20 protein-coding genes are annotated in these 25,988 nt (G+C 64.3%); 5 read left to right on the top strand and 15 right to left on the bottom strand.

Annotation, left to right across the window (positions count from 1 at the left end; all coding sequences use genetic code 11):
* Positions 1-43 precede the first annotated feature (43 nt).
* Entirely contained in the window at positions 44-2,731 is a 2,688-nt protein-coding gene (gene mutS / locus AB4Y34_RS11600) for a DNA mismatch repair protein MutS (RefSeq protein ID WP_368716090.1), read from the top strand.
* Positions 2,718-4,133: a hypothetical protein gene (locus tag AB4Y34_RS11595; protein ID WP_368716199.1), complete on the top strand. Its 1,416-nt coding sequence runs from the start codon at positions 2,718-2,720 to the stop codon at positions 4,131-4,133. Before mutS ends, AB4Y34_RS11595 begins: the two co-directional genes overlap by 14 nt.
* Here the strand turns inward: AB4Y34_RS11595 and AB4Y34_RS11590 are convergent.
* Positions 4,113-4,655: a peptidylprolyl isomerase gene (locus AB4Y34_RS11590; protein WP_129959440.1), complete on the bottom strand. Its 543-nt coding sequence runs from the start codon at positions 4,653-4,655 to the stop codon at positions 4,113-4,115. The two genes, AB4Y34_RS11595 and AB4Y34_RS11590, sit on opposite strands and share 21 nt — an antisense overlap.
* Positions 4,656-4,687: 32 nt before the next feature.
* Between AB4Y34_RS11590 and AB4Y34_RS11585 the strand changes: the two genes are divergently transcribed.
* Together AB4Y34_RS11585 and AB4Y34_RS11580 are read left to right on the top strand one after the other, a co-directional pair.
* A complete protein-coding gene (locus AB4Y34_RS11585) occupies positions 4,688-5,941 on the top strand; it encodes a cupin domain-containing protein (RefSeq protein WP_368716089.1) in 1,254 nt (417 codons plus the stop codon).
* A gap of 231 nt (positions 5,942-6,172) precedes the next feature.
* Positions 6,173-6,421, top strand: a complete 249-nt coding sequence (locus AB4Y34_RS11580) for a hypothetical protein (RefSeq protein WP_035491217.1) — start codon at positions 6,173-6,175, stop codon at positions 6,419-6,421.
* Positions 6,422-6,622: 201 nt separating this feature from the next.
* On the opposite strand, the gene AB4Y34_RS11575 is transcribed toward AB4Y34_RS11580, so the two are convergent.
* From AB4Y34_RS11575 to AB4Y34_RS11565, 3 genes are all read right to left on the bottom strand, one after another.
* A complete protein-coding gene (locus AB4Y34_RS11575; protein WP_176379940.1) occupies positions 6,623-8,875 on the bottom strand; it encodes an ATP-dependent DNA helicase in 2,253 nt (750 codons plus the stop codon).
* Between the two features lie 64 nt (positions 8,876-8,939).
* Complete coding sequence (locus tag AB4Y34_RS11570; RefSeq protein WP_013089766.1) at positions 8,940-9,158, bottom strand: DUF465 domain-containing protein; 219 nt, start codon at positions 9,156-9,158, stop codon at positions 8,940-8,942.
* Positions 9,159-9,306: 148 nt separating this feature from the next.
* The gene (locus tag AB4Y34_RS11565) at positions 9,307-10,314 is read right to left on the bottom strand and encodes a hypothetical protein (protein WP_368716088.1); all 1,008 of its coding nucleotides are present in this window, start codon (positions 10,312-10,314) and stop codon (positions 9,307-9,309) included.
* Positions 10,315-10,588: 274 nt separating this feature from the next.
* Here AB4Y34_RS11565 and AB4Y34_RS11560 point away from each other — a divergent pair, with 274 nt between their 5' ends.
* Positions 10,589-12,940, top strand: coding sequence for a Tex family protein (locus AB4Y34_RS11560; protein ID WP_176379941.1), 2,352 nt, complete (start codon positions 10,589-10,591; stop codon positions 12,938-12,940).
* A gap of 153 nt (positions 12,941-13,093) precedes the next feature.
* Here the strand turns inward: AB4Y34_RS11560 and AB4Y34_RS11555 are convergent, their stop codons facing one another.
* The 11 genes from AB4Y34_RS11555 to bamB all read right to left on the bottom strand — a co-directional run bounded on the left by AB4Y34_RS11555 (position 13,094) and on the right by bamB (position 25,963).
* Positions 13,094-14,980 carry a potassium transporter Kup gene (locus tag AB4Y34_RS11555; protein WP_176379942.1) on the bottom strand — a complete coding sequence of 629 codons (1,887 nt, stop codon included), beginning with the start codon at positions 14,978-14,980 and terminating at the stop codon, positions 13,094-13,096.
* Between the two features lie 234 nt (positions 14,981-15,214).
* Complete coding sequence (locus AB4Y34_RS11550) at positions 15,215-15,787, bottom strand: phosphoribosyltransferase (protein ID WP_013089770.1); 573 nt, start codon at positions 15,785-15,787, stop codon at positions 15,215-15,217.
* A gap of 18 nt (positions 15,788-15,805) precedes the next feature.
* A complete protein-coding gene (locus AB4Y34_RS11545) occupies positions 15,806-17,152 on the bottom strand; it encodes an adenylosuccinate synthase (RefSeq protein WP_368716087.1) in 1,347 nt (448 codons plus the stop codon).
* A 220-nt stretch (positions 17,153-17,372) separates the two neighbouring features.
* Positions 17,373-18,524 (bottom strand): ATP phosphoribosyltransferase regulatory subunit, encoded by a 1,152-nt coding sequence (locus AB4Y34_RS11540; protein ID WP_176108230.1) that lies wholly within the window; start codon positions 18,522-18,524, stop codon positions 17,373-17,375.
* Between the two features lie 218 nt (positions 18,525-18,742).
* Positions 18,743-18,934, bottom strand: coding sequence for a DUF2065 domain-containing protein (locus tag AB4Y34_RS11535; protein WP_176108229.1), 192 nt, complete (start codon positions 18,932-18,934; stop codon positions 18,743-18,745).
* Positions 18,935-18,977: 43 nt separating this feature from the next.
* On the bottom strand, positions 18,978-19,883 hold the full coding sequence (gene hflC / locus AB4Y34_RS11530) for a protease modulator HflC (protein WP_176379943.1): 906 nt from the start codon (positions 19,881-19,883) through the stop codon (positions 18,978-18,980).
* A 15-nt stretch (positions 19,884-19,898) separates the two neighbouring features.
* Complete coding sequence (hflK, locus tag AB4Y34_RS11525; protein ID WP_368716086.1) at positions 19,899-21,305, bottom strand: FtsH protease activity modulator HflK; 1,407 nt, start codon at positions 21,303-21,305, stop codon at positions 19,899-19,901.
* A gap of 49 nt (positions 21,306-21,354) precedes the next feature.
* Entirely contained in the window at positions 21,355-22,542 is a 1,188-nt protein-coding gene (hflX, locus tag AB4Y34_RS11520) for a GTPase HflX (protein WP_368716085.1), read from the bottom strand.
* A 58-nt stretch (positions 22,543-22,600) separates the two neighbouring features.
* Positions 22,601-22,837, bottom strand: coding sequence for an RNA chaperone Hfq (hfq, locus tag AB4Y34_RS11515; protein ID WP_006051315.1), 237 nt, complete (start codon positions 22,835-22,837; stop codon positions 22,601-22,603).
* Positions 22,838-23,012: 175 nt separating this feature from the next.
* A complete protein-coding gene (der, locus tag AB4Y34_RS11510; protein ID WP_013089777.1) occupies positions 23,013-24,350 on the bottom strand; it encodes a ribosome biogenesis GTPase Der in 1,338 nt (445 codons plus the stop codon).
* A gap of 467 nt (positions 24,351-24,817) precedes the next feature.
* Complete coding sequence (gene bamB, locus AB4Y34_RS11505) at positions 24,818-25,963, bottom strand: outer membrane protein assembly factor BamB (RefSeq protein ID WP_176108225.1); 1,146 nt, start codon at positions 25,961-25,963, stop codon at positions 24,818-24,820.
* Between the last annotated feature and the right edge of the window lie 25 nt (positions 25,964-25,988).

The following is a 25,988-nucleotide window of genomic DNA, read 5'->3' as shown; positions in this document are numbered from 1 at the left end:
TTAAACTCACGCCCTGAGCATCTACCGCAAGAAGACACGAAGGATGGGCATTCAAACCGCAGCGGCCAACGACGTCGCACAACACACGCCCATGATGCAGCAGTACCTGCGCATCAAGGCGGAGCATCCGGGCACGCTGGTGTTCTACCGGATGGGCGACTTCTACGAACTCTTTTTCGACGACGCGGAAAAAGCCGCGCGTCTGCTCGACCTGACGCTCACGCAGCGCGGCGCATCGGCAGGCAATCCGATCAAGATGGCCGGCGTGCCGCATCACTCGGTCGAACAATATCTGGCCAAGCTCGTGAAGCTCGGCGAATCGGTCGCGATCTGCGAACAGATCGGCGACCCGGCCACCTCGAAAGGCCCGGTCGAACGCAAGGTCATGCGCGTGGTTACGCCCGGCACGCTGACCGACGCCGCGCTGCTGTCCGACAAGAGCGACGTCTATCTGCTCGCGCTGTGCGTCGCGCACAATCGCCGCGGCGTCGCGACGAGCGTCGGTCTCGCGTGGCTCAATCTCGCGAGCGGTGCGCTGCGCCTCGCCGAAGTCGCTCCCGATCAGGTCGCCGCCGCGCTGGAGCGCATCCGTCCCGCGGAAATTCTGGTCGCCGATGCCGCCGCCGATTCGACCAGCTGGACACCGCCTGTCAACGCCAGCGCGCTCAAGCGCGTGCCGGCCTGGCACTTCGATATCACGTCGGGCACGAAGCGCCTATGCGATCAGCTCGAAGTCGCGAGCCTCGACGGCTTCGGCGCGCATTCGCTCGGCTGCGCGTGCGGCGCGGCCGGCGCATTGCTGCTGTATGCGGCGTCTACGCAAGGCCAGCAACTGCGTCACGTGCGCAGCCTGAAGGTCGAATCCGAATCCGAATACATCGGCCTCGATCCGGCCACGCGCCGCAACCTCGAACTCACGGAGACACTGCGCGGCACCGAATCGCCAACGCTGTGCTCGCTGCTCGACACCTGCTGCACGACAATGGGCAGCCGCCTGCTGCGTCACTGGCTGCATCATCCGCCGCGCGATTCGGCGGTGGCGCAAACACGCCAGCAGGCGATCGGCGCGTTGCTCGACGCACCGCCAAGCGCCGATCTCGATACGTTGCGCAGCGCATTGCGGCAGATTTCCGACATCGAACGGATCACCGGACGTCTCGCGTTGCTGTCGGCGCGACCGCGCGATCTGTCGAGCCTGCGCGATACCTTCATCGCGCTGCCTGCTTTGCGCGCGCAGCTCGCGGCGGTGGCAGCGAACGCGGACTCACTCGCGCGCATCGACGCGGCGCTCGAACCGCCGCACGCGTGCGTCGATTTGCTGAAGCTCGCGGTCGCGCAGGAGCCGGCCGCGATGGTGCGCGATGGCGGCGTCATCGCGCGTGGCTATGACGCCGAGCTCGACGAACTGCGCGATATTTCGGAGAACTGCGGACAGTTCCTGATCGATCTCGAAACACGCGAACGCGCACGCACCGGCATCAACAATCTGCGCGTCGAGTACAACAAGGTGCATGGCTTCTATATCGAAGTCACGCGCGGCCAGACCGACAAGGTGCCCGACGACTATCGCCGTCGGCAGACGCTGAAGAACGCCGAGCGCTACATCACGCCCGAGCTGAAGACCTTCGAGGACAAAGCGCTGTCCGCTCAGGAACGCGCGCTCGCGCGCGAACGCGCGCTGTACGACGCGTTGCTGCAAGCGTTGCTGCCGTTCATTCCCGACTGTCAGCGCGTCGCGCTCGCGCTTGCCGAACTCGATCTGCTGGCCGCGTTCGGCGAACGCGCTCGCGCGCTCGACTGGGTTGCGCCGACGTTCTCAGCGAACGCCGGCATCGACATCGAGCAGGGGCGGCATCCGGTGGTCGAGGCGCAGGTTGAGCAGTTCATCGCCAACGATTGCACGCTCGCGACCGAGCGCAAGCTGCTGTTGATCACCGGCCCGAACATGGGCGGTAAGTCGACTTTCATGCGCCAGACCGCGTTGATCGCGCTGCTCGCATATGTTGGCAGCTACGTGCCGGCGCGGCGCGCGGCCTTCGGACCGATCGACCGTATCTTCACGCGCATCGGCGCGGCCGACGACCTCGCCGGCGGCCGCTCGACCTTCATGGTCGAGATGACCGAAGCCGCCGCGATCCTCAACGACGCGACGCCGCAAAGCCTCGTGCTGATGGACGAGATCGGCCGCGGCACATCGACGTTCGACGGCCTCGCGCTCGCGTGGGCGATCGCGCGTCACCTGCTATCCCACAACGGCTGCTACACGCTGTTTGCGACGCACTATTTCGAGCTGACGCAACTGCCCGCGGAGTTTCCGCACGCAGCCAACGTGCATCTGTCGGCGGTCGAGCATGGGCACGGCATCGTGTTCCTGCATGCTGTCAACGAAGGACCGGCCAATCAGAGCTACGGTCTGCAGGTCGCGCAACTCGCCGGCGTCCCCAACGCGGTGATTCGCGCGGCGCGCAAGCATCTCGCGCATCTGGAGCAGCAATCGGCCGCGCAGCCCGCGCCGCAACTCGATCTGTTTGCGACGCAGCCTGCCATGCTCGCCGAAGATGCGGACGACGACCTCGAGGCGGCGAGCGACGCAACGCCTGCGTCGCCCGCGATGCAGACGCTCGTCGAGCGTCTGCGCGGCATCGATCCGAACGATCTGCGGCCGCGCGAAGCGCTCGATCTGCTGTACGAACTGCATGAACTGGCCGTCGCGCCGGATGCGGGCCACTGACATGCGCAGACGCCCGCCGCGCCCGCGCGGGATTCGCGCGGCGCTGCGTCACGTGCTCGCACCGGCAGGCGGCATCGTCGTGCTCGCAATGGTGTGCGCATGGGGCGCGTCGGCGCACGCCGAGGCCTCGCGCTTCGGGTTCGCGGTGATTTCCGGCACGATGCACAGCCCCGCCGACGAAGCCGCCACGCAACGGTTGCTCGATGCGATCGGCCGCGAGCGCGACGTGCGCTTCATCGTCTACGACGGCAATCTGAAGGGCCCGAAGGAAGTTTGTCGCGACGCGTTGTTCGAGCGCCGTCAGGCCTTGCTCGACAGCTCGCGCACTGCCCTCTTCTTTATCCCCGGCCAGCATGACTGGGCCGATTGCGGCACGGCGGAAGCCGGTGGCTTCGATCCAGTCGAACGGCTCGACCAGTTGCGTCAAACGCTGTTCGCCGATCCGACCTCGATGGGACAGAACCCGATCTCGTTGACACGCGAGAGCGAGGTATCGCGCTTCCGTCCATTTCGCGAAAACGTGCGCTGGGTGGTCAACGAAAAAGCGAATACCAAAGGCGGCGACGTGGTCTTCATCGGTTTGAACGCGCCGGGTCCGAACAATCACTACCTGAGCGCGGGCGGCCGCAACGGCGAGTTCGAAGATCGCGTGATCGCCAATGCATTCTGGCTCGAGCACGCGGCCGAATACGCGAAGCGCCGCGACGCGCGCGCGATGGTCGTATTCATTCAGGGTGATTTCGACCCAGAGCGCTATGAGCGACCCGAACGGTTCGCCTGGCTGCACTTTGCGCACAGTCCGCGCCGCGACGGCTTTCTCGAATTCAAGCGCAGTCTGGTCAAGCTCGCGCAGATTTTCCCCGGACCCGTGGTCGTCGTGCATGCAGACGACGAACGGCAGGCCGGTGCTTTCGTCATCGATCAGCCGCTACGCAACGACAAGGGGATGGTCGTGACGAACCTCACGCGCATTGCGCTCGCGCCGCGTGATCGTCTCAACCAATGGATTCAGATAGAAGCGGACTTCGCCGGGAAGCCGCCGTTCAGAGTCAGCGTGCGCGACGTGCCGAAGCAGATGCCGCTGCCCACCACGCCGCCGGTCTTGCCACCCGTATCGCCGCGTGACGAATCCGGCGCGTCGATGCCGGCTGCGCCGGAGATGCCGAATGTGGAAGGGTTCGGGCCGGGGTCGGAATTGCCGCCCGTATTGCAGACACCTGGAAAGTCGCAGGACCAGCAGCCGCACATCCCGTCCGACCAGGGCGGCGGCGACTACGGGCCCGCGATCTCGATGCCGCCGGGGTCGATACTGCCAGCCTCACCGGCGTTGCCGGCATCGGTGCCGCCTGCCCCCGCGACGACACCGCGCACGCCCGCAAGCTCAGTGCAGGGTCGGTTTTGAGTTGTCTTCTTCGTCCTCGTCTTCGTCGTCGTCGAGGACTTCGAGGCCGTCCGCGCCATGCGCGTGTTCATGCTGGATTTCGTCTTCAGTTGCCGGACGCACGTCCTTGACGGTCAACGCGAAACGCAGCGCCATTCCGGCGAGCGGATGGTTGCCGTCGAGCACGACCTTGTCTTCCGCGACGTCGGTCACCACGTAGACCAGCGCATCGATTTCCTCGTCGCCATCTTCCGGGGTGCCTTCGAACTGCATGCCGACTTCGAGAGGTTCCGGGAAGCGATCGCGCGGCTCGATCTTCACCAGCTCGGGATCGTATTCGCCGAACGCGTCTTGCGGTTCGAGCTGGATCTGGGTTTCGAAGCCAGCCTCGTGGCCGTCGAGCTCTTCCTCGATCTTGGGGAACGTGCCATCATAGCCGCCGTGAAGATAGACCATCGGCTCTTCGCTTTCCTCGATCAGATTGCCTTGCGCATCCGACAGCTTGTACGCGACCGACACGACGGTGTTCTTTGCGATTTTCATTCGATTCTCCAGAATACAACTCACATTATACGATGCCCAGGCGGCCCACTCACCTCCCGGCCGGTGCACGTTCGGCAAGCAATTCGCCGTCTGCTGCAAAGCCGGCCACGCAGCCCATTCTTCCGCCCTCGCCCGACATTCCGACCGCACTGCTCGGCCATCTGAGCCCCTCGCAATTCATGCGCCGCTATTGGCAGAAAAAGCCATTGCTGATCCGTCAGGCGATTCCGGAAATCGAAGCGCCTCTGTCGCGCGACGAGTTGTTCGAGCTGGCCGATCAGGACGACGTCGAAGCGCGGCTGATCACGCACTTCCGCAATAAATGGCAGCTGGAGCACGGCCCGTTTGCGCCCGACGAACTGCCGTCCGTCAAACAGCGCGCGTGGACACTGCTCGTGCAGGGCGTGGACCTGCATGACGATCGCGCCCGCGCGTTGCTCGACCGTTTCCGCTTCGTGCCGGACGCGCGTCTCGACGACCTGATGATTTCGTATGCGACCGATGGCGGCGGCGTCGGTCCGCACTTCGATTCCTACGATGTGTTTCTTTTGCAAGTAAAAGGCAAGCGCCGCTGGCGTATTAGCGCGCAAAAAGACCTGACGCTGCAGCCTGGCTTGCCGTTGAAAGTTTTACAGCATTTCGAGCACGATGAAGAGTGGGTGCTCGAGCCCGGCGACATGTTGTATCTGCCGCCGCACATCGCGCACGACGGCATCGCCGAGGGCGAATGCATGACCTGTTCGATCGGTTTTCGCGCCCCGTCCGAGACCGAGCTGACCGCGCAGTTCCTGTACCACCTGGCCGAGCGTGGAGTGGCCACCCGCAAGGCCGGCGCTCTGTACCGCGATCCACGGCAGGCCGCCGTCGAGCGGCCGGCCGAACTGCCCGCGGCGCTCGTCGAACGGGTGGGCGCGATGCTTGCTAAAGTGCGATGGAATGAGCAGGACATTGCGTCGTTCCTCGGTACGTATCTCAGCGAACCGAAGCCGAGTGTCGTCTTTGATCCGCCGCAACGGCCGCTCAACGAAGCCCGTTTCATCGGCGTCGCATCGAAATCCGGTCTACGGCTCGATCGCAAGACCAATCTGTTGTATGAACGTCGTTTTTTCTTCGTAAATGGAGAAGAAATGACGTGGAACGGTGCGAAAAGATGGCTGTTTGATCTCGCGAATCACAGGTCCATGAGTGCGAAACGCTTTGTAACACTATCGCACGATTCATCTGTGACATCACTGCTACACGAGTGGTATCGTGCGGGCTGGATACAGGTGGGCGAGCTTGCGTAACCCTGCCCACGTGCTATACCGTACAGTGAAATTTTGTATGAGAAAGACAACGTATTGACCCCGGATTTATCGACTGTCAGTACGAAAGTGCATATAATTTCCGCCCAAGCCGTAGGGAAGATTCCAGCTCTCGAAAGAGCATCTCCACCAGCGGCCCAGGTCGGTGTTGGAGCACATTACCGGTTTTATTTTGCGCTGTTGCTTACCTTTAAACCATAAAAGGACGTGATCATGAAGAAATCCCTCCTCGTAGCATCCCTGTTGGCAGCTGTGGCACTCGCTGCATGCAATAAGAGCGAACAAGCCGCTGCTCCGTCAGATGCTGCGTCCGCGCCTGCTGCCGCGTCCCCGGCAGAAGCAGCATCGCCGGCAGTCGCAGCATCCCCGGCAGAAGCAGCATCGCCCGCAGAAGCAGCATCCCCGGCTGAAGCAGCATCGCCGGCAGTCGCAGCATCGCCGGCTGCAGGCGCAAGCCAGTAAGCTGCGTTTGCTCGACGTTGCGACGGCTCCCGTCGCAGCTAACGTCGATGCGGGAGGCTGCTCAAACCAGCAGCCCCTGGCAAGCAGCATTAAAAAAGCCACGAATGCAAATTCGTGGCTTTTTTGTTTGCGATGCACCGCGCACGCGGCACACGACGTTGGGTCGCTGCGTCACCTGAGCGCAGCAACCGATCAAGACATTCAACCGCGTTCGACCGGTTCCTCGAAGAACTCCCGGACCACCTCTATCTCGCGGGTCCGTTTGAAGGGCGGCAGACTCTGCCAGATACGGCGGCCATACGGTTTATCGACGAGACGCGTATCGCAGATCATCAGCACGCCACGATCCGTCTCCGCGCGAATCAGCCGGCCCGCGCCCTGCTTCAGCGTGATCACGGCTTGCGGCAGCTGATGCACGGCGAACGGACTCAAGCCCTTCTTCGTCAGTGCGTCGAGCCGCGCGGCCAGCACGGGATCGTCTGGCGGCGCAAACGGCAGCTTGTCGATCACGACCAGCGACAGCGCGTCGCCGCGCACGTCCACGCCTTCCCAGAAGCTCTGACTGCCGACCAGAATCGCATTGCCGTACGCGCGAAAGCGATCGAGCAATTCGGTGCGGCTCGCATCGCCCTGCACCAGCAGCGGATAGTCCCAGCCGCGCGACTCGATCGCGTCGCGCAGCTTCGCCGAGATACGGTCCACCGCGCGTAGCGTCGTGCACAGCATGAAGACGCCGCCACCCGATGCTTCGATCGCGGGCAATGCCGCATCGAACACGGCATCGGTGAACATCGGCGACGACGGCTGCGGCAGATTGCGCGGCACGTACAGAAGCCCTTGCGACGGATAGTCGAACGGGCTCGGCAAGGTCATCGAGCGCTTCGAGTTCAAGCCCATCTGCGCCGCGTAATGCGTGAAGTCGCCCCGCACCGACAGCGTCGCCGATGTGAAGATCCACGCGCGCGGCACCCCTGCGCGCTGCTTCGCGAAAATCGGCGCGACCGACAACGGCGTTTCGTGCAACTGCACCGTGTGCGAGAACACCTCGATCCAGCGGACCTTTTCGTTCGGATCGGTGCGCTCGGCACCTGCGTCGCCTTCGCGTGTCGCAACCGCGTCGCGTTCCGCGCTCGTGGGCGGCGTGGTCCAGCCACTCAGCACGTCCTGCAGCTCGCGCGCGCGACGCAGACACGCGCCCAGCGATTCGGCTCGCTCGGCCTGCCCCGCCAGCGCCGAGGCCAATGCGTCGAGCTCGGCTTCGAGCGTGTCGAGCGCGGGGAATAGCGGATGATCGTCGGGCAACTGGCCGATCGACAGACGCACCGTGTCTTCCTTGAATGCGAGCCGCACGTCGCGCGCGGCGCGCTCGAGCGTCGCGCCGAGCTTGACCCAGTCAACCGCATCGCGTGCGTGACCGAGCCCTTCGGCCACCGAATCGCGCGCGAGCTCGAGGAACTGCGCGGTCGATAGCGTTTCGCCGAAAAACAGCGTGGCGGTTTCGGGCAGTTGGTGCGCTTCGTCGAAGATGACCGTGTTCGCAGTCGGCAGCAACTCCGCCATGCCAGTATCGCGCAGCATGATGTCGGCGAAAAACAGATGGTGGTTGACCACCACGATATCGGCCTGCTGCGCTTCGCGGCGCGCCTGCATCACGAAGCAGTCCTTGTAGTGCGGACACTCCTGGCCGAGACAGTTGTCGCGCGTCGAGGTGACCATCGACCACACTTGCGCGGTCTCAGGCACGCTCGCCAGTTCGGCCTTGTCGCCGGTGCGCGTGATCTTCGCGAAGCGCACGATGTCCTGCAGATACGAGGTTTCCTGGCGCGACGGCAGACGGCCGTTGTCCGCGGTGCGTTGCAGGTAGTAATGGCACAGATAGTTCGCGCGGCCCTTCAGCATCGCGACCGACACCGGCACCGCGAGCGCGTCGCGCACGGTCGGAATGTCGCGCTGGAACAGCTGATCCTGCAGATGCTTGGTGCCGGTCGAGACGATCACCTTGCCGCCCCACAGCATGGCCGGCACGAGGTACGCATAGGTCTTGCCGGTGCCGGTTCCGGCTTCGACGATCAGCGTGTTCTCACCCGCTTCGACACCGTCGGCTTCGGCGTTGCTGTCGGTCGACTCAGAGGCGGCCTCAGCGCCCGTCTGCTGCTGGCGCCGTGCCGGGCGCTTCTGCGCCTCGAACATCACGGGCTCGGGCATCGCGCGACCCGACGCCTCCATCGCCGCGGCAACCGCGCGCGCCATTTCGATCTGCGACGCGCGGGGCCGATAACCGTCGATCTGCCGCGCGAGCAGACCGTTGTCGGCGAAGATGTCGTCGAGCTCGCTCGCGCGGCGCCGACTCAGCGACACGCCTGGCACCGGTGCTGCCGCGCGCGGCGAGGGCGTGCCCGAAGCAGATGCGTTGTCCGGCGCGGCCCGGGACGAAGTGTCATGCGATGAATTCAAGGCAAGCGTTCCTGCTAAGTCCGGCTCGCGCGCTGCGCGCCCCAGCACCTGCCAGGCCGCGAACTCAGGCGCGCGCGTCCGGTTCGAGCTGCAATTGCAGCAAGATGATGGTGTCCTTGACTTTGAGTTTGCGCTTTTTCAGGCGCTGCAACTCGAAGTCGTCGATGCCGGGTTCATCCGACATCCGGTCGATCAACCGGTCGAGTCCACTATGCTCCGATTCCAGTTGCAGAATGCGGTCGCGAAGTGTGTTTGCGTCGATGACGTGATGACGATCGCGCATGCTCGCCTCCTCTGGTCGGCGGCACCAACCGCGTGCGCGCGGTCCGATGCCTGAGGTTGCTGTCCGGCTCAAAACGCATTACGGCGACTACGGCGGCCGTGGCCACGACCGCCACGGCTCACTCTACGGCACTGCCACTACAGCACGCTTACTGTTGCTGTTGCTGTTGCTGTTGCTGTTGCTGCTGCTTTTGCTGCTCTTCGAGCTGTTGCTGCTTCAACTCGTCCTGACGCTTCTGCTCGGCCTTTTCGGCAGCCTGCTTTTGACGCGCTTCGACATCGAGCTTGTGCTGCGCGGCCTCGGCCTGCTTCCGCTCGAAATTCTCCTGTTTCTGCTGGCGCTCCACGGCCTGTTGCGCGCCCTGCCGACGCGCTTCCTCGAGCTTGCGCTGGTAGTCGCTCTGCTTCTGGTCGTAGGACTTCTGATTGGCCGCCGACTGCGCCGGCGCGACACCACGCTGCGCCTGGTCGAGCGCGTGCTGACGCTGCTTCTCTTCGTAGGCCTGCGCATTGGCCTCGCGCTGCGGTGCCGCGGCGTTGCGCTGCGCCTGCTCGAGCGCGTGCTGACGCTGCTTCTCTTCGTAGGCCTGCGCGTTGGCTTCGCGCTGCGGCGCCTCGGCGTTGCGCTGCGCCTGATCGAGCGCGTGCTGACGCTGCTTTTCCTGATACGCCTGCTCGTTACGCGCGTCTTCGGCGGCGCGTTGCGGCGCTTCCGCCTCGTTTTGCGCGCGCCGTAACGCTGTGCGTTCGTCGCGCTCGCGGGCGCGCTGCGCACGCTGCTCGGCGTCGAGCGCGAGCTGCTCCTTGCGGATGTCCGCCTGCACGCTGCGCATCGCGTCGCGCGCACGATTCAGACAGTGATTGACGAAGAAGCGGCTGTAGCAGTTGTGTTGCGCGACAGCGAATTGATAGTTGTTGTCGTCGGTGCGCTGGTTGAGCACCTGTTGCCGTTCGTCGAACGACTTGTCGAGCGCGGCTGCATCACTCGCGCTTTGAGGGCTGCCGGCCGTTGCGGCGGCTCGCGGGCCCGAGGCCGCGACACCCGCACCTTGCGCGGGTGTCGCGCTCTGCGCCGCGGCCGGCACCGGCGCGGCAAGCGCTGCGGCGATCGCGCACGACGCGGCCGCCGTTACGACCGACGGACTAAGCCAGCGCAACGAAACCAGCGGCAATTGAGACGAACCCCGAGACGAACCCGGCAGCGAACCTGACGCCAGCGAAGAGACCAGGCGGTTGAGGGACAAGGAGATTGGCAACGTCGTAGAGGGTCAACGGAACATGCCCGAAATTCTAACACCCCGCGGTTGAGCCCTTTGGCATTTATGGCAAAATGCCCCGCTCTAGCAACCTGGTCGCGGCGCACGCCCGGCCTGTCCCGAATTGCCGCCCGCGCGCGGCCCATCACTGAGTCCGCAGGAATACCAAGACCTTATGACGGAAACCGTAGCACTCAAGATCGTCCAGCGCATCGCCACCGAACTGTCCGTCCAGCCGCGCCAGGTCGCGGCCGCGGTGGAACTACTCGACGAAGGCGCGACCGTTCCGTTCATTGCCCGTTACCGCAAGGAAGTGACCGGCAATCTCGACGATACGCAACTGCGTAATCTCGAGGAACGCCTGCTCTATCTGCGCGAGCTGGAAGACCGGCGCGCGGCGATCATCGCGAGCATCGACGAACAGGGCAAGCTCACCGACGAGCTGCGCAGCGCGATCGAAGGCGCCGACAGCAAACAGGTGCTGGAAGACCTCTATCTGCCGTACAAGCCGAAGCGCCGCACGCGCGCGCAAATCGCGCGTGAAGCCGGTTTGCAGCCGCTCGCGGACGCGCTGCTCGGCAATCCGCTGCTCGATCCGCAAACCGAAGCCGCGGCGTACGTGGACGCCGAGAAAGGCGTCGCCGATGTGAAGGCCGCGCTCGACGGCGCGCGCGACATCCTCTCCGAGCAGTTCGGCGAAACCGCCGAACTACTCGGCAAGCTGCGCGACTATCTGTTCAACCAGGGCGTGGTGTCGTCGAAGGTCGTGGAAGGCAAGGAAACGGCGGAGGAAGAGAAGTTCCGCGACTACTACGACTACGCCGAAACGATCCGCACGGTGCCGTCGCATCGCGCGCTCGCGCTGTTCCGCGGCCGCAATGCCGGCGTGCTGATGATCAAGCTGGGTCTCGGCGAAGAGCTCGACGCGCAGGTGCCGCACCCGGGTGAAGCGCTGATCGCGCGGCACTTCGGCATCGCCAATCAGAACCGCCCCGCCGACAAGTGGCTCTCCGATGTGTGCCGCTGGTGCTGGCGCGTGAAGGTGCAGCCGCACCTGGAAAACGAGCTGCTGACCAATCTGCGCGACGAAGCCGAACACGAAGCGATCCGCGTGTTCGCACGCAATCTGAAAGACCTGCTGCTCGCGGCGCCCGCTGGGCCGAAGGCCGTGATCGGTCTCGATCCGGGCTTGCGCACCGGCGTGAAAGTGGCGGTGGTCGACCGCACCGGCAAGGTGCTCGCGACCGACACGATCTACCCGCACGAGCCGCGCCGCGACTGGGACGGCTCGCTCGCGAAGCTCGCGCGCCTTGCCGCGCAAACGCAGGCCGAGCTGATCAGCATCGGCAACGGCACCGCGTCGCGTGAGACGGACAAGCTCGCGAGCGAGCTGATCGCGCGTCACCCGGAGCTGAAGCTGCAGAAGATCGTCGTGTCGGAAGCGGGCGCGTCGGTGTACTCGGCGTCCGAACTGGCGGCGAAGGAATTCCCCGACATGGACGTGTCGCTGCGCGGCGCGGTGTCGATCGCGCGACGTCTGCAGGACCCGCTCGCCGAGCTCGTAAAGATCGAGCCGAAGGCGATCGGCGTCGGCCAGTATCAGCACGACGTGAACCAGCGCGAACTCGCGCGCTCGCTCGACGCGGTCGTCGAAGACTGCGTGAACGCGGTCGGCGTCGATGCGAATACCGCGTCGGTCGCGCTGCTCGCGCGGGTCTCGGGCTTGAACGCGACGCTCGCGCGCAACATCGTCGACTATCGCGATGCGAACGGGCCGTTCCCGTCGCGCGAGCATCTGCGTAAGGTGCCGCGTCTCGGCGACAAGACCTTCGAGCAGGCCGCTGGCTTCCTGCGCATCAACAACGGCGAGAATCCGCTCGACCGCTCGTCCGTGCACCCCGAGGCGTATCCGGTCGTCCAGCGCATTCTCGCGAAGATCAGCAAACAGGTTGGTGAAGTGCTCGGTAATCGCGACGCGTTGCGCGGACTGTCACCCACTGAATTCGTCGATGAACGCTTCGGTCTGCCAACCGTGCGCGACATCCTGGTCGAACTCGAAAAGCCGGGCCGCGATCCGCGTCCCGAGTTCAAGACCGCGACGTTCCGCGAAGGTGTCGAGAAGGTCAGCGACCTGATCCCGGGCATGGTGCTCGAAGGCGTCGTGACGAACGTCGCGGCGTTCGGCGCATTCATCGACGTCGGCGTGCATCAGGACGGTCTCGTGCACGTGTCGGCGATGTCGACGAAGTTCGTGAAGGACCCGCACGAGGTCGTGAAGGCCGGTCAGATCGTCAAGGTCAAGGTGCTGGAGGTCGACGTGAAACGCCAGCGCATCGCGCTGACGATGCGTCTCGATGACGAACCCGGCGCGGCGGCCGCGCGCAGCGGCGGCGGTGCGCAGCAGGATCGCAGCGGCTCGGGCGGCCTCAACCGCGGCGGAGCGGGACGCGGCGCGCCGCAGCGCTCGCGCGAACCGGAGCCGGGCGGCGCGATGGCGGCCGCGTTTGCCAAGCTCAAGCAGAAGTGAGCGTATCGGACCGGTGCACGTCGTTGGACGTGCTCCGGTCCGTTACATGACTGCGTCGCGCGCTCAACCGCTTTCACGCACGCGCGCACGAATCAAAAGCCCACGCATTGCGTGGGCTTTTTGCTGGCGCTCCCGCACGTCACGCACGGGCCGTCAAATCTCGATCTTCGTCCCCAGTTCCACGACCCGGTTAGCCGGGATGCTGAAGAAGTCGGTCGGCTTGGCGGCGTTCTGATGCATCCACGCGAACACCCGCTCGCGCCACACCGACATGCCCGGCAATTGTGTCGGCACCACCGTTTCGCGCGCGAGGAAGAACGACGTGTCCATCAATTCGAACGTCATGTCGTGCGAGCGGCCGACGTCGAGCAGCACCGCCTTCACGTCGGGCGTTTCGTTAAAACCGTAGGCTGCCTTCACCAGCCACAGGCCGCCGTTCATGTCCTTCACGGTCACCCGATCGGAGTCTTTCACATACGGAATGTCGCGCGTGACGAAGGTCAGGAAGATCGTGCGCTCGTGCAGCACCTTGTTGTGCTTCAGGTTATGCAGCAGGCTCACCGGCACCAGCGAATCGCTGCCGGTCAGATAGATCGCGGTGCCCGACACGCGATGCGGCGGATGCGCGAGCAGGCCTTGCAGGAACGGCATCAGCGGAATACCGTCGGCGGCCGTGCGTTCCTTCACGATCATCCTGCCCTTGAACCACGTCATCAGCAGGAAGAACAGCAAACCGCCGATGCACAGCGGCAACCAGCCGCCCTCTTCGACCTTCAGCAGATTCGCGCCGAAAAAGCCGAGGTCGACCACCAGGAACACGCCGATGATGAGTCCGACGAGCAGTTTGTTCCAGTTCCACACCTTCACCATCACGACGCACGCGAGGATCGTCGTGATCACCATCGTTGCCGTCACCGCGATACCGTACGCGGCCGCCAGATTGTCGGAGCTCTTGAACGCGATCACGATGCAAAGGATGATGAACAGCAGCATCCAGTTCACGACCGGCACATAGATCTGCCCGATCGCGAGTTCGGACGTGTGCAGGACCTTCATGCGCGGCACGTAGCCGAGCTGGATCGCCTGGCTCGTCAGCGAGTACGCGCCCGAAATCACCGCCTGCGACGCGATCACCGTCGCAACCGTCGACAGCACGACGAGCGGCAACAGCGCCCAGTCCGGCGCGAGCAGGAAGAACGGATTTTCGATCGCCTTCGAGTCGTGCATCAGCAATGCGCCCTGGCCGAAGTAGTTCAGCACCAGCGACGGCATCACCAGCACGTACCACGCCATGCGAATCGGCTTCGCGCCGAAGTGGCCCATGTCCGCATACAGCGCTTCGGCGCCGGTCAGCACCAGCACGACCGAGCCGAGCACCACGTAGGCCTGCAGCACGTGCGCGGCCATGAAGGTGTACGCGTAGTACGGATTGAGCGCGCGGATCACGTTCGGCGACTGCATGATGTGCCACAGGCCGAGCGCGGCGAGCACGAGGAACCACAGCGTCATGATCGGCCCGAACAGACGGCCGACCGTGGCCGTGCCGTGCCGCTGGATCCAGAACAGCACGATCAGGATCACGATGGTCAGCGGAATCACCAGATGCGACAGATGCGGCGCGGCGATTTCCAGACCTTCGACCGCCGAGATCACCGAGATCGCCGGCGTGATCACCGCGTCGCCGTAAAACATGCAGGCGCCGAAGATGCCGAGCATCATCAGCAGGCCGGCCATTTTCGATTTCTGATCGACCGAGCGCAACGCCAGCGCCATCAGCGCGAGGACGCCGCCCTCGCCGTTGTTGTCGGCGCGCATCACGAACAGCACGTACTTGACGCCGACCACGATCATGATTGCCCAGAACAGCAGCGAGATCACGCCCAGGATCGACTGATCGGTCAACGGGATACCGTGCGACGGGCTGAAGGCTTCCTTCAGCGAGTACAACGGACTCGTACCGATGTCGCCGAACACCACTCCGATCGCGGCAAGCGCAAGGGAAGGAAGCGGCTGTTTGTGTTCGTGGTTGTTATCTGTCATGGACGCGAGGAAATCCGTTCCTGGGCGGAAAAAACGCCCGCTATTTTAAACTGCCCATCCGGTACCGCCCGGCTTGTTGTGGATACGCCACGTGGATGTCCGCGCAGTGTAGCACTGCGATATGGACGCGTCTGCCGCGGGGCGGGCGTCCCAGCGCGGCGTGTGGGGCGCATAAAAAACGGAGCCCGACTGGGCTCCGTTTTGTGACACCGCGATGCCGCGCGCGGCCTTGCGTTAATTGCCCGACGCCTCCTCGGCCTGGGCAATGCCGCGCTTGATCCACGCGCCGAGGTTATGCGGACGCACCGTGTCCCACTCCTCGAACGGCTGATGAATCCACGGGTTGGTCGGCAGATACTGCACGTGATAATCGGGCTTCACCTTCGAGCAGCCCTTGTACCACAGCACCGCTGAGCGCACCGCAGTGATGGCCGGATAGCGTTCCTTCAGATGCTGCTGCACGCGCGCGAGCGTGACACCCGAATCGACGAGGTCGTCGACGAGCAGCACGTTGCCGTGCAGTTCGCCGCGCGTCATCGTGATGTATTGCGCGATGTCGAGTTCGCCCTGCTGCGTGCCGGCCGCCTCGCGATACGAGCTCGTTGCGAGAATGGCCAGCGGCAGATCGTAGATGCGCGATAGCTGGTCGCCGACGCGCAGACCGCCGCGCGCGAGGCACAGGATCTTGTCGAACTTCCAGCCCGATTCGTGCACGGCAAGTGCGAGCACCTCGATCAGCCGGTGATATTCGTCCCAGCCGACCCACAGGTTCTTGTCGTCGTTACGCGGATCTTTCATCGCGATCATCGGTACACCTTGCATCACTTAAACCTTGAACGGATGACGCAGCAGAATCGTTTCGTCGCGATCCGGACCGGTGGACACCATGTCAATCGGAATGCCCGCGACTTCCTGCACGCGCGTCAGGTACGCACGCGCGTTGGCGGGCAGCTTGTCCCATTCCTTGATGCCGACCGTGTTTTCCTTCCAGCCCGCGAAGGTTTCGTAGACCGGTACGCAGCGCGCGACTTCCGTCGCGCCGCGCGGCAGCAGATCGACGTTCTGTCCGTCGACCGTATAACCGACGCACAGCTTCACCTCGTCGAGACCGTCGAGCACGTCGAGCTTGGTCATGCACAGACCCGTCACGCCGTTGATCTGGATCGAGCGGCGCAGCGCCGAGACGTCGAGCCAGCCGGTGCGGCGCGGACGGCCGGTGACCGAGCCGAATTCCTTGCCGACGGTGGCGAGTTCGAGACCGATCGGGTCCTGACGCGAGGTATTGTCCGCATCGTACAGTTCGCTCGGGAACGGGCCCGAACCAACACGCGTGCAGTACGCCTTGGTGATGCCGAGGATGTAGTTGAGCTTCTGCGGACCGACGCCCGCGCCCGCTGTCGCGGCACCCGCGACGCAGTTGCTCGACGTGACGAACGGATAGGTGCCGTGGTCGATGTCGAGCAGCGTGCCCTGCGCGCCTTCGAACAGCAGATTGCCGCCGTTCGCGTTGACGTCGTACAGGCGGCGCGACACGTCGGTGACCATCGGCTTCAGACGGTCGGCGTAGCTCAGCATCGTGTCGAGCGTTTGCTGGAAGTCGACCGCGGCGGCACCGAGGTACTGCGTGAGCACGAAGTTGTGGTAGTCGAGGTTTTCGCGCAGGCGCTCGGCGAAGGCTGACGCGTCGAACAGGTCCTGCACGCGCAGGCCGCGGCGCGCGACCTTGTCTTCATATGCCGGACCGATGCCGCGGCCGGTCGTGCCGATCTTGCTCGCGCCGCGGCGCGCTTCGCGGCCCTGGTCGATCGCGATGTGATACGGCAGGATCAGCGTGGTGGCTTCGGAGATGAACAGACGCTTCTGGACGTCGATGCCGGCGGCTTCGAGTTCGCCGATTTCCTTGAACAGCGCTTCCGGCGACAACACGACGCCATTGCCGATATAGCACGCGACGCCGGCATGCATGATGCCCGACGGAATCAGACGCAAGATGGTTTTCTTGCCGCCGATGATAAGCGTGTGACCGGCATTGTGACCGCCCTGGAAGCGAACGACGCCCTGAGCGTGGTCCGTCAGCCAGTCGACGATCTTGCCCTTGCCCTCATCACCCCATTGGGTACCCACGACGACGACGTTGCGCCCGGGGTTCACATTCACTGCGCTGGCAGACATGTTGTTTCGTAAGCTGGTTAAAAACGTATTTTACCTAGGTTCGCGGATGCTTCCGGAATTTTTCCGTTTCCGCTCAACGGTATGCACGTTATGTTGAGTATTGCGAGGGATGCGCGGCCGCGAAAAGTCGCTCGACCGCGCCCGGTTCGGGCGATGGTTGCACCGCCCTCTAGCGAGCGCCGGAAACCTGTTCCCGGCGGAGTCGATCGGAACGCGCGGCTCAAGCGCGCGGTTCGACCACCCATGCGCCATTGCGCTCGACCAGCACGCGGTCGAACGCGAATTCATCGAGATCGTGCTTGTGGCCAGGCAGCGCCTGGATCACCACTTCGCCACCATCGCGCAATGCCGCGACCGCCACGCGCAACGCCTCGTCGTGCCGCCACGGCGCGAGGATCGCGCTGCTGCGCGCTTCGATCGGCGAGATTCGCGCGACTTCACGCAGATCCAGCGAAAAGCCGGTTGCCGCGCGGGCGCGGCCATAGGCCTGGCCGACGTGGTCGTAACGGCCGCCGCGCGCCACCGCGTTCGGCACGCCGTCCACGTAAGCGGAGAACATCACGCCACTGTGGTACGCGTAGCCGCGCAGATCGGCGAGGTCGATCATCACTTCGGCGCCGTCGACCTGGCTCGCGAGGAACGCGAGGTCGTCGAGCGCGCGGGCGATCGCCGGCGAATTCGGCAGACGCGCGCGGGCCTCTTCGAGCACCGAAGCGTCGCCGTACAAAGTGGGCAGCGCGCGCAGCGCATCGCGAATCACCGGCGAGAATTGCGCGGTCATCTCGACGAGGCGCGGCACGTCCTTGCCGGCCAGTGCGTCGTAGAGCGCCTGGCCGAGTTCCTCGGCGGCCGGCTCGGCTTCGATCAGCGCCGCCAGCACGCCCGCGTGACACAGGTCCAGACGCACCTTCGCGAGGCCGGCGAGACGCAGTGCGTCGAGCATCAGCTGCTGGATTTCGAGGTCCGCTTCGAGGCCCGCGTGGCCGTAGATTTCCGCACCGATCTGGATCTGCTCACGCGTCGCATGCAGGCCGCGCGGCCGCGTATGCGCGACATTGCCCGCGTAGCAAAGACGCGTGACACCCTGGCGGTTCAGCAGATGCGCGTCGATTCGCGCGACCTGTGGCGTGATGTCGGCGCGCAGACCGAGCGTGCGGCCCGACAGTTGATCGACGAGCTTGAAGGTGCGCAGATTCAGGTCCTGCCCACCGCCCGTCAGCAACGACTCGAGGTATTCGAGCAGCGGCGGCATCACCATCTCGTAGCCGTACGAGCGGAAACGGTCCAGCAAATGACGCCGCAATTCTTCGATCTTGCGGGCCTCCGACGGCAGCACGTCGGCGATATTCTCAGGAAGCAACCAGGTCGACATCGATACAGTCCTACGGCGTTGAACACGGCGTCTTGTAGCGCCGATGATGAGTGTGAATGGCGTATAGCGGCTTGATTCTGGCGGCTGACACCGACGCTCGGGCGGCGTTTTGCGGCTCGCGCGCGACGCGCTGCGGCCTGACCGCAACAGTGTGCGTTTCGCTCGGGCGGACGAAACACGCGGCAGCACGCAGCGTTCGTCAGACAAGCAAGCCGGCTTCAGGTCGCGATGAACAGCAGAACCAGCCCGAGCAACATCACGATGAGCCCACCGACCCGAATCTGATGCGCCGGTCGTTCCGCAATTTTACGAAACGTGTCGCGCCAGGCGCTCGGAAAAACGAACGGAAACATCCCCTCGATAATCAGCATCAGCGCGATCGCGAGCAATAACGAGCCAGCTATGTCCATGCGAGTGAAGCGGCCGCGATGCGGATGCCGCGGCCTTCGGTAATCAGCGTTTGTGCGCAGCAGGCGCGGAAGCGTCCGGGGCGACGCCGCCGGTCGGGCTACGCATGAAGCGGAAGAACTCGCTACTGGAGTCGACCACGATCAGATCGCCCGGTTTGAAGGTCTTCCGGTACGCCTGCATGCTTTGATAAAACTGATAGAACTGCGGGTCCTTGCCGAACGCTTCGGCGGCGATCTCCGCGGCCTTCGCATCGCCTTCGCCGCGAATGCCCTGCGCCTGCGCGAGGCCGTCGGCGAGCACCGCCTGCTGCTTCGCGAGCGCGTCAGCGCGGATCTGGTTCGCTTCTGCGGCGCCCTTCGCGCGCTCGTCCGCTGCGATCTGCTGGCGCGCGGCGATCATGCGCTTGAACACCGAGTCGGCCACCGCCGCCGGGAAATCGACACGCGTGAGCTGCACATCCACGACCGACACGCCGAGCGATGCCGCGCTCTTGTCCATCGCACCGCGCGCCTCTTCGGCGACCGCCTGCTGTTTCGCGAGCGCGTCGGATAGTGTGAACTTGCCGAACGCGTCGCCGAGCGCGCCGCGCGACAGCAGCGCGAGCCGGTCGGGCAGGCTCTGCGGATCGCCTTTCGTTTCGGCGATCAGCTTCAGCGGATCGGTCACACGGAACTTGACGACCGGGTTGACCAGCAGATCGGTTTTGTCGGACGTGACGTAATGATCTTCGTCGGGTGCGTCGAGCGACTGGATACGATTGTCGACGAAAGTCACCGTTTGCAACGGCGGCGGCAGCTTCACATGCAGCCCTGGGCCGAGCAGCGTGGGCACGGCGTCGCCGCGCGCAGACAGCACGGCCATATGCCGTTGATCGACGACGAACACCATCGACGATGCCGCGAACAGCACGATGACGACGGCGACGACGAGCGCAATGATTCGGTTCATATTCTCGTGCGCTCCTTATTGAACGTCTTCTTCGCGCATGCGATTGCGGAACGCTTCGCGCGAACGCAGCGACGCGGCGCTCGGCCGGCTCGCCGGCGCAGGCGCGGAAGCGGCGGGGCCGGATGCGCCCTCGGCGGCGGAGCCCGCCGCGGCACCGGTCTCAGCGGCCGACGCAGCCGACGGCGCAGCCGCGCTCGCCGCTTGCGGCGCGCCCGCGACAGCCGGACCCGAAGCGGCGGCGCCCGCGGCCGCGGCCTGACGCTCGCGGTTCTGCTCGACGAGCCTGTCGAGCGGCAGATACAGCACGTTGTTGCCGTTCTTTGCGTCGACGAACACCTTGATCGCGTTCGCGTAAATCTGCTGCATGGTTTCCATGTACAGGCGGAAGCGCACGAGGGCCGGCGCCTTCGCGTATTGCGCGTAGACCTGCTTGAAGCGCTCGGCCTCGGCCTGCGCCTGCGCGACCGTGTTCTGGCTGTAGGTCTTGGCTTCCTGGACCTGACGATCGACGTCGGCTTGGGCGCGCGGCACGAGCTCGGCGGCATAAGCCTGCGCATCGCGTTTGGCGCGTTCGTTTTCGTCGTGCACCTTCGCAGCGTCGGCGAACGCGGGTTGCACCTGCTCGGGCACCTGCACGCTCTGAATCGTCACACCCGTGACTCCGAGACCGGACTGATACTGATCGAGCGATTGCTGGATCGACGCGATCAGCTGCTGGCGCAGTGTTTCGTGATCCTGATCGAGAATATCGCTGGTGCTGTGCGCTCCGACGATGCCGCGCACCGCCGCCTGCGCGGCATGCATCACACTCTGATCGGGATCGACGCTGCGAAATAGAAAGTCGTTGGGCTTACGCACCTGGTACTGTACGGCGAAGCGCACGTCGACGATGTCGCCGTCGTGCGTGAGCATCGATGAATCCTTCACGTTGGCGAGACGCACCACGTTGCTACGGCCGATCTCGACCTGGCGGATCTGGCCGACGTTGACGAACTCGTGGGACTCGAACGGATACGGCAGACGCCAGTGCACGCCCTGCGCCGCGGTATAGCGATACTTGCCGAACTGCAGCACGACGGCCGCCTGTCCATCCTGTACGACGAACACGCCGCTGCCGAGATAGATTGCGATCAGCACGCCGATCACGATGCCGACGCCGAGGCGCGCGCCGCGGCCGTTGTCCGGACGCCCACCGCCGCCGACACCGCCGCCCTTGCGCCCGAAAATCCGGGACAGACGGCGATTGAAATCGCGCCACATTTCGTCGAGATCGGGCGGACCTTCACCGTCGCGCCCCGGTCGCTTCGGATCGTTCGGCCGTTGCCGGTCGCCGTTGCCGTCGCCCCGGCCCCAACGCGGATCGTTCAGTGAAAGCAAGGCGCGCATACGCAGCCAGACACTCCGCTCGTTGTAATCGTTCACCTGTGTTCGTTCACCAGAGTAGACAGCGGGTCAGTGCAATTGGAACGGGTCAGTGCCCGAGTTCTGGAATCTTGTGGTCTTCGCGCAGTTGCGCCGAGCGGTCATCTTGCGACGCATCGAGCGGCATCTCGGCAAGCGGTTCGGCTGTAGCGATTTCGGCGATGGCAGCGCGCAACGCATCCAGCCCCTGCCCGGTGCGCGCGCTCAAAAAGACGCGCGAAATATTACCATACTCGTCCCGCTCGACCGCGTCCCCACGGGCTGCCAGCTCTGGCACCGCATCTATTTTGTTGAACACGAGCACCTGGCGGATCGTGTCCGCGCCGATCGCGTGCAACACCTCGTTCACCTGATCGATCTGATCGAGCCGCACTGCACTGGATGCATCGACGACATGCAGCAACAGGTCCGCGTGAATGGTTTCCTCGAGCGTCGCGCGAAACGCCGCGACGAGCTGATGCGGCAGTTCGCGGATGAAACCGACGGTATCGGACACCACTACCTGCCCCGCTTCGTCGCCGAGATACACGCGCCGCGAGGTGGTATCGAGCGTCGCGAACAACTGGTCGGCGGCATACGCCTGCGCCTTGGTAAGAGCGTTGAAGAGCGTCGATTTCCCAGCGTTCGTATAGCCGACGAGCGACACCGACATCGTCTGGTTGCGATTACGCGCGCGACGCTGCGTGCCGTGCTGGCGGCGTAGCTTTTCGAGGCGGATCTTCAGTGCCTTGATGCGCTCGCCGATCAGCCGGCGGTCGGTTTCGAGCTGCGTTTCACCCGGACCGCGCAAACCGATACCGCCCTTCTGACGTTCGAGGTGGGTCCACGCGCGAATCAGCCGGGTCGACAGATATTGCAGCTGCGCGAGCTCGACCTGCAGTTTGCCTTCGTGGCTGCGTGCGCGCTGCGCAAAAATGTCGAGGATCAGACTGGTGCGATCGACCACGCGCCGATTAAGCGCCCGCTCCAGATTGCGCTGCTGCGCAGGCGCCAGAGCATGGTTGAAGATCACGAGTTCGATGTCGTTCGCTTCACAGGCAAGGCGCAATTCTTCAACCTTGCCGCTCCCGACGAACATCTTCGCGTCGGGACTGGAACGGCGTCCGGTGAGGGTGACTACGGGGTTCGCGCCCGCGCTTTGCGCGAGCAGGCTGAGTTCTTCGAGACTGGCTTCGAAATCGATCTTGCCGAAGTCGATGCCAACGAGCGCTGCATTGATCAAATTGGAGGGTATCAAAATGACGCGACCGGGAGCGAATCGCCAACGGGCGACGCTGTGCCGGCCGCGGCGAGGGTTAGGACTGTTCGGAATCCGGGTGGAAATTCACCGGACGGGCCGGCACGACCGTCGAAATCGCGTGCTTGTAGACCATCTGGGTGACCGTATTCCGGAGCAACACGACGTACTGGTCGAACGATTCGATGTTCCCTTGAAGCTTGATGCCGTTGACCAGGTAGATCGACACCGGCACATGCTCTTTACGCAGTGCGTTCAAAAACGGGTCTTGTAACAATTGCCCTTTGTTGCTCATAGCAAACTCCGTATTTTTTTGCAGGTTGACTGAATTGACGGCGAAGAAAAAGAGATCCGCCGCCAACCGCTACACTATAGCTGATTTTCATTTCGACGCGCGGGCCCGGGACCACCGGCCAAACCCAGCATACATGCGGGTTTCAGCCCAGGTTTAAGACCAGCTTCAGCCTGCTTCAGCCTTTGTCCGCGTAAGGGTTCGTCGACGATCTGAACTCTATTCGCAATGGAGTCCCCGTCAGCTTGAAAGTTTCCCGGAAGCGGTTTTCGAGGTACCGCTTATACGTGTCGGTGATCGCGTCGAGCGCATTGCCGTGAATCACGATAATCGGCGGATTCTGCCCGCCCTGGTGTGCATAACGCAGCTTCGGACGCACCGGACCGCGGCGGCGCGGCTGCTGGAACTCGACCGCCTCGATCAGCGCGCGCGTCAGTTTCGGCGTCGGCAGCTTCGACATCGCGGCCGTGTACGCGTCGTCGACCGAACGCATCAGCGGCCCAATCCCGGTTTTTTCTGCGGCGGAAATAAAATGGAATTTGGCGAAGTCCAGGAATTTTAGTTTGCGTTCGAGGTCGGCTTTGGTGCGCTCGCGCACATGCGGATCGAGACCGTCCCATTTGTTCACGCCAACCACCAGAGCGCGGCCCTGCTCGACGACGAAGCCAGCGATGTGCGCATCCTGATCCGAGATGTCCTGACGCGCGTCGAGCAGCAGAATCACGACGTTCGCATCGGAAATCGACTGCAGCGTCTTCACGACCGAGAACTTTTCGATCGCCTCGAACACCTTGCCGCGGCGGCGTAGGCCGGCCGTGTCGATCAGCGTATACGGCTTGCCGTTACGTTCGAAATCGACATAGATCGAGTCGCGCGTAGTTCCGGGCATGTCGAACGCGATTACGCGCTCTTCGCCGACCAGCGCATTGATCAGCGTCGACTTGCCGACGTTCGGCCGCCCGACGATCGCGATCTTCACGCCGCGCGCTTCCTTGTCTTCCTCGCTCTCTTCCGGCTGACCGGCATACGCGACTTCGAGCGCCTCGTTGATCATGTCGGTGACGCCGTCGCCGTGCGCGGCCGAGATCGCGCGCGGGTCGCCGAGGCCGAGTTCGTAGAAGTCGGCTGCGACGTTGGTGTACTTCATCCCCTCGGCCTTGTTGACGACGAGGAAGATGGGCCGGCCGACCTTGCGCAGATAGTCGGCAATCGACTTGTCCTGCGGGGCGAGCCCGTTGCGGCCATCGACGATGAACACGACGACGTCCGACTCCTCGACCGCCTGGCGGGTCTGGCGCGCCATCTCGTGCAGGATGCCGTCCTTCGCGACAGGCTCGAAGCCGCCGGTATCGACGACCAGATAAGGCCGCTCGCCGGTCCGTCCTTCGCCGTAGTGGCGATCGCGCGTGAGACCGGGCAGGTCGGCAACCAGCGCATCACGCGAACGCGTAAGGCGGTTGAACAGCGTGGATTTCCCCACATTGGGGCGCCCAACGAGGGCAATTACGGGTTTCATCTGATGTTGTTCACGGTGAAACGCGGGATCGCAATCGATCGCGCGCTTAGCGACGCCAGGCAGCCGCCACGCGGCGGCGTTTTGACGAAATTATCACGAATTCAGCCTGCTCCGGAGGCGCGATCGACACGCGCATCCAGGCGGACGGGAGTGGCTGCGCAGACGCCACCGGGGGTCGCCTGCTTCAGACCGGGCTGCTCGGCGGCCGACGCTCGTGCGCGAGTGCTTCCGGGGTTCGCGAAGCCGCCGACCAAGCGCACGCACCGCCTTCGATGCCGGCGGGCGCAGCTTCGATCCGACTTGCCGGACCAGCCCGTCCGGCGATTTTTCTATTGAGCCTGCCCGATCACGCCACGGACGGAGTGGCAACCCGAGGCAGGAGCCGTGCGCCAAGGCCCACGCAGACTTCAATTAAAAAGCGCGCGGCCGGCAAAGCCGGCCTGCGCGCCTGACACCATCTATAGCGATCAGCGCGGACGATAGCCGAACAGGCCGCCATCGCGCGTCTGGATGACCAGCGTGTCGCCGGCCAGCACCGGTGCGGCGGTAATCGCGCTGCCGTCGGTCTTGACCCGCGCGACGAGCGTGCCGTCGGCGGTCGACAGGAAATGCACGAAGCCCTTGTAGTCACCGAACACGGCCGCGCGGCCGAGCAGCATCGGCACGCTCAGTTCGCGGTTCTTCAGCGCCTCGTTCTTCCACAGCACCGAACCGTTGTTCACGTCGAACGCGGACACGACCGACCAGTCGTCGGCGGCGACCACGCTGCGCTCATCCTGCGCGAGGCCGCTCGTGCTCGAGAACGGCTTGCCCCACAGCGCGCGGCCCGAGTTCGCGTCGAAACAGCCAATCTGGCCCTGGAACGTCACCGCGCAGGTCTCCGAACCCACCAGCGTGGGGGGGCCGGTCACGTCGTTGATACGCTCGACCTCGGTCACGCCCTTCGGATACGACACCGGCGTCTGCCAGTAGGCGTCGCCCGTCTGCAGATTGATAGCGGCGAACGAACCGCCCGGGAAGCCGGCCAGCACGGCCGCGTCGCCCGCGAACGTCATGCCCGATGACACGCGCAGGTTCAACGGCACCGCGCGGTTGCGGAAGTTCCACTTCTGCTCGCCGGTTTGCGCGTTGAACGCGACGATCTGGCCGTCGATCGTGCGCACGACCACGAGGCCGTTGCCGACGAGCGGCGGCGAAATGATCTCGCCCGGCGCCTTCGCGGTCCACAGCTCCTTGCCGTCCGCGCCGAGCACGTATACGTCACCCTTCAGGCCGCCGACCGCGGTGAGCGTGCCATCGCTGCCGACGCCCGCCGACAGATCGTCATGCAGCTTGACGCGCCACACGTCCTTGCCCGTTTGCGCGTCGATCTTGGCGACCGTGCCGTTCGTGCCGGCAGCGTACACGGCATTGCCGACGGCAACCGGCGAGAACATGTAGCGGCCCGCCTTGCCGACGCTCGCCGACCAGGACTGCTGCACGTCGAGAACGGGTTTGAACTCGGTGAGCGGTGTCGGCACACGGCGCTCGTCTTTCGTGGACGAGCAAGCCGCCAGCGTGAGAACGGTCATCGCACAGATAACGGGCACGGCGTAACGTTTCAGCAGATTCATCGGTGGACGAAGCATTCAGGAAATG

The sequence above is a fragment of the Paraburkholderia sp. BR10954 genome, assembly GCF_040965775.1.
In the GTDB taxonomy this organism is placed as follows: domain Bacteria; phylum Pseudomonadota; class Gammaproteobacteria; order Burkholderiales; family Burkholderiaceae; genus Paraburkholderia; species Paraburkholderia youngii.
This window is presented reverse-complemented; position numbering and strand designations above follow the sequence as displayed.

Excerpts from the sequence above, each read along its gene's own strand:
- AB4Y34_RS11550 (WP_013089770.1), bottom strand. The coding sequence starts at position 15,787 with ATGATCGCGATGAAAGATCCGCGTAACGACGACAAGAACCTGTGGGTC.
- AB4Y34_RS11555 (WP_176379942.1), bottom strand. The coding sequence starts at position 14,980 with ATGACAGATAACAACCACGAACACAAACAGCCGCTTCCTTCCCTTGCG.
- AB4Y34_RS11535 (WP_176108229.1), bottom strand. The coding sequence starts at position 18,934 with ATGGACATAGCTGGCTCGTTATTGCTCGCGATCGCGCTGATGCTGATT.
- der (WP_013089777.1), bottom strand. The coding sequence starts at position 24,350 with ATGAAACCCGTAATTGCCCTCGTTGGGCGCCCCAATGTGGGGAAATCC.
- bamB (WP_176108225.1), bottom strand. The coding sequence starts at position 25,963 with ATGAATCTGCTGAAACGTTACGCCGTGCCCGTTATCTGTGCGATGACC.
- AB4Y34_RS11560 (WP_176379941.1), top strand. The coding sequence starts at position 10,589 with ATGACGGAAACCGTAGCACTCAAGATCGTCCAGCGCATCGCCACCGAA.
- AB4Y34_RS11585 (WP_368716089.1), top strand. The coding sequence starts at position 4,688 with ATGCCCAGGCGGCCCACTCACCTCCCGGCCGGTGCACGTTCGGCAAGC.
- AB4Y34_RS11570 (WP_013089766.1), bottom strand. The coding sequence starts at position 9,158 with ATGCGCGATCGTCATCACGTCATCGACGCAAACACACTTCGCGACCGC.
- mutS (WP_368716090.1), top strand. The coding sequence starts at position 44 with ATGGGCATTCAAACCGCAGCGGCCAACGACGTCGCACAACACACGCCC.
- AB4Y34_RS11595 (WP_368716199.1), top strand. The coding sequence starts at position 2,718 with ATGCGGGCCACTGACATGCGCAGACGCCCGCCGCGCCCGCGCGGGATT.
- AB4Y34_RS11590 (WP_129959440.1), bottom strand. The coding sequence starts at position 4,655 with ATGAAAATCGCAAAGAACACCGTCGTGTCGGTCGCGTACAAGCTGTCG.
- AB4Y34_RS11545 (WP_368716087.1), bottom strand. The coding sequence starts at position 17,152 with ATGTCTGCCAGCGCAGTGAATGTGAACCCCGGGCGCAACGTCGTCGTC.
- hflC (WP_176379943.1), bottom strand. The coding sequence starts at position 19,883 with ATGAACCGAATCATTGCGCTCGTCGTCGCCGTCGTCATCGTGCTGTTC.
- hfq (WP_006051315.1), bottom strand. The coding sequence starts at position 22,837 with ATGAGCAACAAAGGGCAATTGTTACAAGACCCGTTTTTGAACGCACTG.
- AB4Y34_RS11580 (WP_035491217.1), top strand. The coding sequence starts at position 6,173 with ATGAAGAAATCCCTCCTCGTAGCATCCCTGTTGGCAGCTGTGGCACTC.
- AB4Y34_RS11540 (WP_176108230.1), bottom strand. The coding sequence starts at position 18,524 with ATGTCGACCTGGTTGCTTCCTGAGAATATCGCCGACGTGCTGCCGTCG.